Source organism: bacterium (assembly GCA_016873475.1).
Taxonomy (GTDB): Bacteria; Krumholzibacteriota; Krumholzibacteriia; order JACNKJ01; family JACNKJ01; genus VGXI01.
Window position 1 is genome coordinate 1 of sequence record VGXI01000109.1, and the last position, 10554, is coordinate 10554.

A 10554-nucleotide genomic window follows, 5' to 3' on the forward strand; every position below is an offset into this window, starting at 1 on the left:
ACGAGGAACTTGATCGCGGCATGCAGGGCCGGGGCCTTCTGCACCTCGTCGATGACCGCGAAGGGCGGCAGACCGGCCAGGAAGGCCTGCGGATCGGCGCTGGCGGCGGCGAGGACGGTGGCGTCGTCCAGGCTCAGATAGGCGCCATTTCTTTTAGTAGCAACGGCTTGCGCGAGCGTGCTCTTGCCTGTCTGCCTGGCGCCGCCGAGGAAGACGACGGGGGTGTCGGCCAGGGCGGCTTCGACGCGGTCGGTGATATTTCGCCAGATCATGGTGATATTTTACCCACAGCGTGGGTAATTTGCAAGGACTGAGCCGGACAGGGAGGGCGCGGGGCTAGGCCCGCGCGGCGCGGGCGATGCGTTCGGCGCTGAGGTTCAGCCGGGCGATCTTGTCGTTGAGGGTGCTGCGGCTCACCCCGAGGATGCGCGCCGCGGCGGCCTTGTTGCCGCGGGCGCGGGTGAGGGCGGCGAGGATGGCGTCCTTCTCGGCCTTGAGGACGATGCTCGCCAGGTCGCTGCCGAAGTCCTCCACGGGCGTGAGCACGCTCTCGGGGAAGAGGTCCACGCTGAGGTGCCCGGTGTCGCGCGCGAAGAGCGCCATGCGGCCGACGAGGCTCTGCAGCTCGCGCACGTTGCCGGGCCAGGGGTACTCGCGGATCTTGTCCTCGGCGTGCGGGTCGAGGGCGATCTTGCGGCCCAGGCGCGTGCCGATCTCGTGGATGAAGTAGCGCGTGAGGAGCACCGCGTCCTCGCCGCGATCGCGCAGCGCAGGTAGCGCGAGAACGACGTGGTTCAGCCGATAGAGCAGGTCGCGGCGGAAGCGGCCGCGGGTGACGAGCGCCGCGAGGTCCCGGTTGGTCGCGCTGACCACGCGGACGTCGGCGTGGCAGTCCTCGTCCGAGCCGACGGGGCTGTAGATGCCGTCCTGCAGCACGCGCAGGAGCTTGGCCTGGAGGCGCGGGCTGAGGTCGCCGATCTCGTCGAGGAAGAGCGTGCCCTTGTCGGCCTGGGCGAACTTGCCGGCGCGGTCGCGATGCGCGCCGGTGAAGGAGCCCTTGAGGTGGCCGAAGAGTTCGCTCTCCATCAGCTCGTCGGGGATCGCCGCGCAGTTGACGATGACGAGGTCGCCCTTGCGGCCGCTCAGCTTGTGCAGCGCGCGGGCGAAGAGCTCCTTGCCGGTGCCCGTCTCGCCCGTGATGAGCACCGCCGCGTCCGAGGGCGCGACCGTGTCGAGCACTTCCAGCAGCTTGGCGATGGAGACGTCCGCGCTGATGATGCCGTGCACCTTGCCGAGGGCGGCGAGGGTCTGGCCATCCGGCGGCGTGAAGGGCTTGCTGGGCAGGCGCTCGGTGAGGGCGTCGAGGTGGGCGCGCGTCTGGGCGATGCGCGGGGCGATGCCCATTTCGTCGAAGAGGCCGAGGGCGCTCGCCATGTGGCGGAAGGCTTCGCGAAGGTCGTCCTCGCGCTTGCGAGATTCGTGGGCCCGCTCGTAGAAACCGGCCAACGCCATGTGGCTGAACGCGCGCTCGTACTTCTCGTCCTTGTCGCGATAGAACTCGACGGCCTTGAGCAGCAGGTTCTCGCCCTCGGCCGGCTCGTTGCGGCGCTCGGCGAGCAGCCCGAGCGTGCGGAAGAGCGCGCCGATTTCGTAGACCTCGCCCACGCGCTCGCAGACTTCGAGGCTGCGCTTCGCGGCGGAGAAGGCTTCGTCGCTGCGCTCGAGCTCGTACAGAGCCCAGGCGCGGCGACGCAGCAACTCGCCGACCAGGTCATTTTGCTCGGAGATCTTGTAGGCCAGCTCAAGCCCAGCGTCGATCGCGGCTAGCGCTTCGGGCCACTCCCCGCGGAGCTTGTGGTAGTCGGCCCAAACCTCGTGCGTGATCACACGGCTGCGGATTGGCGTGTTCTCGTCCGTAGCCTGGGCGATCATCTCCAGGTGCTTGCGGACCTGGTGGTCGTCCTCAAGGGCGAGGTAGAGGCGCGCGAATTCGTTGAGGTACTTGTTCGATCGCAGTAGATCTAGACTCGTCTGGTTGAGCTGAAGCAAGTCCTCGTGGGCCTTGGAGAGATTACCCACCTTCCTGAGCGCGATCATCCGATTGAAGATGGTCCGGTGCCTCCACTCCTTGAGCCCCGCCTTCTGGAACTGAGTGATCGCCTTCTCGAACGATCGTGCTGCTACTTGGAACTCGCTAGCGCTCTTGTAGAGGATCCCCAATTGATACTCGACCGCTCCGCGCAGCCCTGCAAGAGCCCCGTCTGGCAGAAGATAGCGGGCACGCTCGAGACTGCGTTCCGCCAGCTCGAAATCCCCCTGGGCCTTCGAGATCCTCGCCCTCAGGATCTCCAGTCTGGCTAAGTAGGTCGTACTGCTTTCGGGCAGGGGAAGGCCCTTAATGCGCTCAAGAGCCTGGTCTGGCTTGCCCTGGACCAGAAGATCCAAAGCCTCCAGCATGAGAGTGGCAGAAACGAAATCCCATCTCTCGCTAGGCTGAAGCCCCGCGAGGTAATCTTGGGATCGCCGCTTGTTGAACTGGTTAAGGTAGAACCATGAAAGCCGGAGGCGGCAGAGGTCTGCCTCCGATGCGGTAAGCGCTCCGCGATGAAGTAGGACTTCCAACTCTCCCGCGGCCGTGGAGTCCAGAAAATCCCACCCTACGATGAATTGCCCGATCAGATGTTCAGCGCGGCCTTCCAATCCAACCCTCCACTCAGGTCGAGCGCTACCAGGCTAGCCAGCGGATCGTGCTCCAGAAGGTTGCCACCAAGGAAGCCAGCGGCGATGCGATATTGGCTCCGTCGTCATCATCATCGCCAATAGAAGGATCGATCAGGACATCAATCGGCTGATAATCCTCAGGACCCTTGGGCGGAGTTCTCGCCTCTGCCACAGGGCTACCTAGGCTCATCAAGAGCACTATCAAGCAGACGAGGGAAAGCAGGCTACGCCGCTTCATCCAGATCGGCTCCTTGCGTTCATGTCGTGTAGAGGCCAACTATGGCCTACTTGTCTCCTAAGGGGATGAAGCCATCCGCAGGAGTGGGCGGATTGAGCGTGCAACCGGGCGGCCGCTTTGACCGAGAGTCATGGGGAACGCGGAGAGGCGCCGGTTGCTACTTGGCTTCGGTCCCCGATCCGACATGTGCAGATGTAAGTCTACGGACTGGCGGGATGCGAGTCAAACGCTAATCACCGCTGAGAACTGGACTAGCGCCCGAAGCGGCGTTGGTGTCCGCCTGGTGGCTCCTTTGCCTCCACGGCTCACCCAGTGCTCGACCACCGAGCTCCCGGGCCCCAGGCTAACCCTGCTCGACGACGAAGCTTAGTTCGCCAGGAGCGTCGAGCGGCTGGGGGGGGGGCGTAACTCATTCTCAAGAGACAAGTTGACGCCTGAATCCCACAACCGGCTCGAGCTGACTACTGGCGTGCGTTGAAGTCGTCATCATCATCGTCGCCATGCAAATGATTGCGCGAGACGTGCAACCTCAACCACCTAGGCAAGATGTGGAAGTCGTCATCGTCGTCATCCCCGGAGAACTTGGTACAGCCGGGGGCTGGGACCTTCTCAGGGCCGAACGGGGCCGCAAGCAACCATAGGAAGAGGTCGCCCGACCCGACCATCTCCGATGCATGGCCACGGGGGTCCAGTCGGAGCGCCCGCGAGGAGAAGACGGTCTGGTCTGCCGCCCCATGCCCAGTAGAGCGGGGTTCCGCAACAGCTGGGAACTCCAACCAAGCGCGGGCTCCACGGCCAGAGCCATCCGTTGCTTGTAGGAGGCGCTCGGCCGCCAAGCAAGGGGGAACTGCCAGCGCGAGTAGACTCTGTGCTAGAATCAGGATCTGGGCTAAGTTGAGTAGCATTCGCTCTGTGAGCATCATTGGCCCTCCGTAGTTCGGGTTCACTCGGTCTGCTCAGAATTCACGCCAAGGCATTGAGAGGGAGCCCTGATGCAAACCATTAGGTTTCATGAGGTTGGCCATTGGGGGAGGTGTGGCGGGGCTGGGCAGTGTCGCCGCGGTTGTCAGTCTCGGTGCAGTCACGTCCACGAGGTCAACACCCCCTAGCGCCGAACGATGACTGACTGCCATCTGCAGACCGTGCACTTTTCCATCAGAGACCCAGGAGGCCCTCCATGCTCCCCAACCCTCTCCACCCCGCCGTTGTCCACTTCCCCATCGCCTTCGCCTTCCTGCTGCCGCCGACGGCCCTGGTCGCCCTGCTCTGGAGCGCCCGCGCCGGGAAGCCCCGCGCTATCTGGTGGCCCGTGGCGGCGCTCATGCTGCTCTCGCTCGTCTCGGGCGTGGTCGCGCTGAAGAGCGGCGAGGCCACCGAGGACCGCGTGGAGCAGGTCGTGGCGAAGCGCCTCATCCATGAGCACGAAGAGCGGGCCGAGGGCTTCATGGTCGCCGCCTGGATCGGCCTCGCCCTCGCGGCCGCGGGCTTCCTGAAGGGCCGCCTGGGCGCGGCCGCCCGCTGGGCCTTCCTCGCGGCGGCGCTCGTGATGGTCGCGCAGGTCACCTGGACGGGCAAGCTGGGCGGTGCCCTCGTCTACGAGCACGGCGCCGCTTCGGCCTACGCGCGGCCGGCGGCACCCCAACCGGCTGTGCATGGGGAAGATAACGAGCACTAGAGTTGCCACGTGGCAACAGCCCTCAATTGTACACGTGTACAATCGCGGGTCCGCGGGCTATACTGCCCGGGACTGGATTCTCCGAGGATCGATTCGCCGAGACGGAATCCCCGTGACTCGGTCGTCGCCGGGCAGCCGGCCCGCGCTTCTTCGCGAAACGCTCGCGCTCAGCGCCTGATCCGCTAGCGAAAGCCGCCCCCCCTGTGGCGAGCGGGTCCGCGGGGGTGCCCCGCGGCGGAAGCGATCGCGATGAACCTGCCGCGCCTCCCCTTCGCCCGCCCCTTGGGCCGCCGAGCGTTGCTCATCTACCCCGAGTTCCCCGAGACCTTCTGGAGCTTTGGCCACGCCCTCAAGTTCGTGGGCAAGCGCGCCTCGTTGCCGCCGCTGGGCCTGGTCACCGTGGCGGCGCTGCTTCCCGACAGCTGGCAGCTCCGCCTCATCGACCTGAACGTCACCCGGCTCACGGATGCCGACCTGGCCTGGGCGGACATCGCCCTCGTCAGCGCGATGAGCGTGCAGTCGGCCTCGGCCGAGCGCGTGATCGAGCGCTGCCAGACCTGGCGCTTGCCCGTGGTGGCCGGCGGGCCGCTCTTCACCAACGAGCCCGAGCGCTTCCCGCAGGTGGACCACCTCGTGCTCGGCGAGGCCGAGGTCGCGCTGCCCGGCTTCCTCGCCGCGCTGGCCCGCGGCGAGGCGCCGCGCGTCACCGAGAGCACCGAGCGCGCCGACATGGCCGCCTCGCCCACCCCGCGCTGGGACCTGCTCGACCTGAAGCGCTACGCCTCGATGAGCATCCAGACCAGCCGCGGCTGCCCCTTCGACTGCGAGTTCTGCAACGTCACCGCGCTCTTCGGCCACCGCATGCGTCTGAAGAGCGCCGCGCAGGTCACGGCCGAGCTGGATTCGCTCCACTCCCGCGGCTGGCGCGGCGAGATCTTCTTCGTCGACGACAACCTGATCGGCAACAAGCGCGCGCTGCGCAGCGAGCTGCTGCCCGCCCTCACGGCCTGGCGCCGCGGCAAGCCGCGCCCGCGCTTCTACACGCAGGTGTCGATCAACCTGGCCGACGACCCCGCGCTGCTCGCCGCCATGGCGGCCGCCGGCTTCGAGCGCGTCTTCATCGGCATCGAAACGCCCGAGGAGAGCAGCCTCAGCGAGTGCAGCAAGCGCCAGAACCTGGGCCGCGACCTCGTGGCCAGCGTGCAGCACATCCAGCGCGCGGGGATCGAGGTGCAGGGCGGCTTCATCGTCGGCTTCGACAGCGATTCACCCGGCGTCTTTCAGCGGCAGATCGACTTCATCCAGAGAAGCGGCATCGTCACTGCGATGGTGGGCCTCCTCCAGGCGCCGGCCGGCACTCGCCTGCACGCGCGCCTGAAGCGCGAAGGCCGCCTCACCGGCTCCATGTCGGGGGACAACGCGGACGGCTCCACGAACATCGTGCCGCGCATGAACGCGCAGGCGCTGCAGGAAGGCTATCGAAGCATTCTTCGCGGCATCTACGCGCCGCGACCCTACTACGCCCGCATCCGCACGCTGCTGCGCGAGCACCGCTCGCAGCAGAAGCCGCGCCGCCTGCACTGGGTGGACCTGCGCGCCTTCGGCGAATCGCTCGTCCGCCTGGGGATCCTCGGCCGCGAACGCGGCCAGTACTGGCGACTGCTCGGCTGGACTCTCTGCCACGACGCCCGCAAGCTGCCCCTCGCGGTGACCCTGGCCGTGACCGGCCATCACCTGCGCCGCGTCTGCGAGCTGCAGCTCGCCTAGGACCCAACGGATTCTGCCTGCGAGACCGGGACGTGCGTATACCGGCGCCGACCCTCTGCCGTAGGTCTGCGTTCGCCGCTGCGCGGCACCGCCCCACGAGGTTCCGATGCACCTTACTCCCGCCGAGCTCCTCACGCGCGCCCAGCCGCAGACGGCCTGGGCGAGGCGTCTTCAGTCTCCGCTGCTGCGCATCCCGCAGGCCCTGCTCTTCCTCGCGCCGGGAGTGCTGCTGCTCACCCTGCTCGCCACCTTCGCCGCCGGCGCCTTCGGCCAGGAGCTGATGTTTCGCGTCATCGTCTACCGGCTCGTGGAGGAGTGGACGGGCACCGTGATCGCCATGATCGCCGTGACGCTCATCATTCGGCCTCGCGCACCTGGGCAACGCCAACATGGACCCGCTCGCCTTCGCGCTCACGCGGCGGCTCTGGTTCGTCTTCGGCATCCACCTGGGCTGGAACTTCCTGCAGGACGGCGTGCTCGGCCTGCCGAACTCGGGCATCACGGCGCTGCCGAGCTGGCTCGCGGGCGAAACGAGCGGTCCCCGCTGGCTCAGCGGCGGTTCCTTCGGCCTGGAGTCGTCACTGGTGAGTGTTCTGCTTCGGCTCGCGGTCGCCGGCCTGCTGCTCGTGCGAGTAGTCCGCCGCCGCCAGTTCGTCTCCTCGCGCAACCGGAAGCCTTTTGCTACCATCGACGTTGAGTCGGCTTCCCCATCCTCGGAAGGAGCCCCCCGACCATGAGCACGACGATTCTCGTCACCGGCGCCACGGGCAAGGTGGGCCGGGCCACGGTGGCCGCCCTCGCTCGCCGCGGCGCTGCCGTGCGCGCCGCCACGCGCCAGCCCGAACACTACCAGCCGCCGGCTGGCGGGGTGAGCGCGGTGCATCTCGACTTCAACGACCCGGACAGCTTCGCCCCCGCGCTCGAGGGCGCCGAGCGCCTCTTCCTGATGGCCGCGCCGATGGACGCCGGCGCCGGCCCCAAGCTGCGCGGGCTCATCGAGAGCGCGCGGGCGGTGGGTCTGGAGCGCGCCGTCCTCATGACCGCAATGGGTGTCGAGCGCGCGCCGGGGTCTCCGCTCGGGCAGGTGGAGGCGGGCCTCAAGGCCAGCGGCCTCGCCTGGACGATCCTGCGCCCCAACTGGTTCATGGAGAACTTCCACCCCGGCTGGATCGGCGGCATGATCAAGAGCGGCGCGATCAGCTTGCCCGCCGGCGACGCGCGCGTCAGCTTCATCGCGGCCGAGGACATCGGCGAGGCGGCGGCGGTCGCGCTCACCGAAGATGGCCACGAGGGACGCGAGTACACGCTGACCGGTCCCGCCGCCCTGGGTTGGGACGAGGTCGCCGCGCACTTCGCCCAGCTCACCGGCCGTTCGGTGAACTACCACGCGATCAGCGACGCGGACATGCGTGCCGGGATGGCGGCGCAGGGCCTGCCCGCTTCAGCGATCGACTACCTCAGCGTGCTCTTCGGGGCCATGCGGGCGGGAGGCTGCGCGCCGGTCGCCGGCGACATCAAGGGCCTCATCGGCCGCGCGCCGCGGAGTCTCGCCGAGTTCACCGCGAAGCAGCGCGGCGCCTGGGCCTAGTCGGCGCGGCACCAGGAGCGCAGGGCGAAGCGCTTGCCGGAGGGCAGCGCGGTTTTGCCGTGGGCGCACAAGATGAGTCCGGCCGCGGCGGCCTCCGCTTCGAGCGCGGCCGTCTCGCGCAGCGCGAGCCGCGCCCCGAAGCGGCTGCGATGGCGCGCCTCGGCGAGCGCCAGGTTCAGGGGTTGTCCGGGCTCATCGCGCCATCGCCGCCGCCGGCGTGGCCGCTTCCTCGAGCATCGGCAGCATGTCCGCGGCGCTCAGGATGCCGCGAACGCGGCTGTTCATGGCGGTGAGCACGAGGCGGCGCTTCGTGGCCCGCGCCATGCAGCAGAGCTGCGCGAGGGCCCCGACACCGGCGCCATCCATGTACTCGACTCCATTCATGTCCAGAATGAGAAGACGGACTCCGGCCGGCGTGGCGGCCGCCGCTTCGAGGAGCCGCTTGCTGGCGCCCGGTCCGGACAGGCGGCCGCGCAGCCGCAGCAGCTCGACCTCCGGACCGGGCCGTTCTGCGGCCACGTGTAGAAGTTCAATCGCCATGAAAACCTCGGGGGGAAGAGAAGGCTCGGGTACTCCGCGTCATTAGACACCCGATTGACGCGGGAAGTTACGCGCGAGCCCTGTTTCCGATTCAAAGCCTGGGGAGAGGATCTTGCGAAGAAAAAGGCTCCCGGAGAGCTCCGGGAGCCAGGGCATTCGCATTCCACTCGTCGCGCCGCGATGCTCCACGAACTAGAACTCGCGGACGCTTCTCCTGCCTCGCGGATCCTTGAGGACGATCGGCGGCGTGACCCAGGCCTCCTCGCCGTCGTCGGGCAGGAGGTCTTCGAACTCGCTGGTGCTCTTCAGCCCCGCGAGGGCCGCGGCGCCGCCCAGCGCCTTCAGCTCCGCATCGTAGTAGTCGAACCAGGGGATGCCGGCCGCGGCGTAGCTGCTCGCGCCGAGCGGCCGATTGGGCGGCAGCTCACCGGTGATGCTCTTCCACGTCAAACTGCTCGCGAGGTGCACGAAGCAGCGCGCACGCACGCGCTGATCCCAGTCGGCGAGATCGCGCGGATCGGCGTAGATCTCCTGGCGCATGCGGCCGCCGGGAGCGAGGCCCATGGCGACAGGCGTCGCGCAAGCTTCGACAAGCGGGCTCTCCGCGCGCTCGGCAAACACGAGGCGCTTTTCGCGCCGCCAGATCTTGGCCTTCAGCGGATGCGCCAGGATCTGCAACCCGCCGTGCTCGGCCTCGCCCGTGAGCTGCTCTTCCGCCGTAGCGCCCATGCCCAGCGGCGCCGCCACGAACTGCCGCACGACGCCCTTCGCCACGCAGAAGCCGTCGAGCCAGGGCTGGCCGGGCACGGCGCAGTAGTCCTGGGGATCGCGGTGGAGGCCTTCGCGCCAGGTCTCCCCGCTCGCGGCGTTGATCTTGCCGGCGGCGATCTTCACGGCGAAGGGATAGCCGGCGGGGCTCCTGAAGTTCAGCCACATCGCCTCGGCCTGGTACATGGGCAGCAGCACGCCGCCGTGCCGGCGCCAGGCCTCGGGCAGGCGATCGGCGAAGTCGTCGACGTGGCGCAGCGGGAAGCGGCCGAGGCCGGCGGGCAGCGGGTACTCGCGACCGTCGTCGGGCAGGCGCAAGGTGCGCTGGAAGTCGATGCGCAGGCGCGCGTCGCGGTGGAGTTCGGGGAAGCTGATCTCGAGGGCGTCATGGCGAAGCTCGATCATCGTGCGCTCGCTTTCTACCAGTCGCCGTCGCGCACCTCGCGCACGAGGCGGAGGACGGACTGGTCGGGCAGGTCCTTGAGTTCGCGGATCAAGGCGGCGAAGAGCTGCGGCCGGCGGCGGATCACGGCCTGCAGGTCGCTGGAGACCTTGCCGGCCAGGGCGAGGAGCAGGTCCGGGTCCTCACCCAACTCGCGCGCCAGGAGCTGGATCTTCGCCTCGGAGGGCGGCGGCGTCTCGCCGCGCTCCACCTTGCTGAGGTAGCTGGGCTCCACTCCGACGCGCAGGGCGAGCTGCCGCAGCGAGTAGCTGCGGTCGGCGGCCTGGCGGGCCTCGCGCAGCTCGCGGATCATTGCGCCGAAAGGGCTGTCCTTGCTGCTGGGTTCGTCTGTCATAGTGTGTACATTGTAGTACACAACACTCAGCCAGTCAAGAACGATCCTCCATGTTTTTCAAACTGCTCTTGACAGCGCATCTCGCGTTACGCATTCTGCGTTATGCCGTCTGCGCACAGGAGGCGTCATGCGCAACCCCTTCCGCTATGGCCAGATCGTCGGGCCCGAAGCCTTCTGCGACCGCGAGCGGGAGCGGGCGGACCTGCGCCGCGCCATGGAGAACGGCGAGCGGCTCTTCGTTTTCTCCGAGCGCCGCATGGGCAAGAGTTCGCTGGTGCTGCGGGCGCTCGACGAGCTGTCGCCGGAGCGCTACCTGAAGCTCTATGTCGACCTCTGGCCGACCGAGAGCGCGGGCAGCTTCGCGCGGCGCCTGGCGCAGGTCTTCGCCGAGCGCCTCGAGAGTGCGGCCGAGCGGCGGCTCGAGGCCTTCGCGCGCTACATCTCGCGGCTGCGGCCCCCC

General features: G+C 68.0%; 11 protein-coding genes. 5 read left to right on the forward strand and 6 right to left on the reverse strand.

The window, feature by feature from the left end; all coding sequences use genetic code 11:
• The 3 genes from FJ251_09725 to FJ251_09735 form a co-directional block, all read right to left on the reverse strand.
• Window positions 1–272, reverse strand: a 272-nt coding sequence (locus FJ251_09725) for an ATP-binding protein (protein ID MBM4117996.1), incomplete at its 3' end; no start/stop codon positions are given.
• 64 nt (window positions 273–336) lie between these two features.
• Window positions 337–2457: a sigma-54-dependent Fis family transcriptional regulator gene (locus tag FJ251_09730; GenBank protein MBM4117997.1), complete on the reverse strand. Its 2121-nt coding sequence runs from the start codon at window positions 2455–2457 to the stop codon at window positions 337–339.
• A 268-nt stretch (window positions 2458–2725) separates the two neighbouring features.
• Entirely contained in the window at window positions 2726–2959 is a 234-nt protein-coding gene (locus FJ251_09735) for a hypothetical protein (protein MBM4117998.1), read from the reverse strand.
• Window positions 2960–4136: 1177 nt separating this feature from the next.
• Between FJ251_09735 and FJ251_09740 the strand changes: the two genes are divergently transcribed.
• The 4 genes from FJ251_09740 (at window position 4137) to FJ251_09755 (ending at window position 7989) form a co-directional block, all read left to right on the forward strand.
• Window positions 4137–4634 carry a hypothetical protein gene (locus FJ251_09740; GenBank protein MBM4117999.1) on the forward strand — a complete coding sequence of 166 codons (498 nt, stop codon included), beginning with the start codon at window positions 4137–4139 and terminating at the stop codon, window positions 4632–4634.
• Window positions 4635–4883: 249 nt separating this feature from the next.
• Window positions 4884–6401: a DUF4070 domain-containing protein gene (locus tag FJ251_09745; protein MBM4118000.1), complete on the forward strand. Its 1518-nt coding sequence runs from the start codon at window positions 4884–4886 to the stop codon at window positions 6399–6401.
• A 389-nt stretch (window positions 6402–6790) separates the two neighbouring features.
• Window positions 6791–7138 carry a hypothetical protein gene (locus FJ251_09750; GenBank protein ID MBM4118001.1) on the forward strand — a complete coding sequence of 116 codons (348 nt, stop codon included), beginning with the start codon at window positions 6791–6793 and terminating at the stop codon, window positions 7136–7138.
• Window positions 7135–7989, forward strand: coding sequence for an NAD-dependent epimerase/dehydratase family protein (locus tag FJ251_09755; protein ID MBM4118002.1), 855 nt, complete (start codon window positions 7135–7137; stop codon window positions 7987–7989). The genes FJ251_09750 and FJ251_09755 overlap by 4 nt, the downstream gene beginning before the upstream one ends.
• A gap of 192 nt (window positions 7990–8181) precedes the next feature.
• On the opposite strand, the gene FJ251_09760 is transcribed toward FJ251_09755, so the two are convergent.
• From FJ251_09760 to FJ251_09770, 3 genes are all read right to left on the reverse strand, one after another.
• Window positions 8182–8529 carry an STAS domain-containing protein gene (locus FJ251_09760; GenBank protein ID MBM4118003.1) on the reverse strand — a complete coding sequence of 116 codons (348 nt, stop codon included), beginning with the start codon at window positions 8527–8529 and terminating at the stop codon, window positions 8182–8184.
• 192 nt (window positions 8530–8721) lie between these two features.
• Window positions 8722–9702, reverse strand: a complete 981-nt coding sequence (locus FJ251_09765; protein MBM4118004.1) for a hypothetical protein — start codon at window positions 9700–9702, stop codon at window positions 8722–8724.
• Between the two features lie 14 nt (window positions 9703–9716).
• Entirely contained in the window at window positions 9717–10094 is a 378-nt protein-coding gene (locus FJ251_09770) for a helix-turn-helix transcriptional regulator (protein MBM4118005.1), read from the reverse strand.
• A 127-nt stretch (window positions 10095–10221) separates the two neighbouring features.
• On the opposite strand from FJ251_09770, the gene FJ251_09775 reads away from it, so the two are divergent.
• Window positions 10222–10554 (forward strand): hypothetical protein (locus FJ251_09775; GenBank protein MBM4118006.1); only part of this gene is annotated, 333 nt, incomplete at its 3' end.

Coding starts and splice junctions, on each gene's coding strand:
- FJ251_09730 (MBM4117997.1), bottom strand. CDS start 2,457: ATGCTGGAGGCTTTGGATCTTCTGGTCCAGGGCAAGCCAGACCAGGCT.
- FJ251_09745 (MBM4118000.1), top strand. CDS start 4,884: ATGAACCTGCCGCGCCTCCCCTTCGCCCGCCCCTTGGGCCGCCGAGCG.
- FJ251_09750 (MBM4118001.1), top strand. CDS start 6,791: ATGGACCCGCTCGCCTTCGCGCTCACGCGGCGGCTCTGGTTCGTCTTC.
- FJ251_09735 (MBM4117998.1), bottom strand. CDS start 2,959: ATGAAGCGGCGTAGCCTGCTTTCCCTCGTCTGCTTGATAGTGCTCTTG.
- FJ251_09770 (MBM4118005.1), bottom strand. CDS start 10,094: ATGACAGACGAACCCAGCAGCAAGGACAGCCCTTTCGGCGCAATGATC.
- FJ251_09760 (MBM4118003.1), bottom strand. CDS start 8,529: ATGGCGATTGAACTTCTACACGTGGCCGCAGAACGGCCCGGTCCGGAG.
- FJ251_09765 (MBM4118004.1), bottom strand. CDS start 9,702: ATGATCGAGCTTCGCCATGACGCCCTCGAGATCAGCTTCCCCGAACTC.
- FJ251_09740 (MBM4117999.1), top strand. CDS start 4,137: ATGCTCCCCAACCCTCTCCACCCCGCCGTTGTCCACTTCCCCATCGCC.
- FJ251_09755 (MBM4118002.1), top strand. CDS start 7,135: ATGAGCACGACGATTCTCGTCACCGGCGCCACGGGCAAGGTGGGCCGG.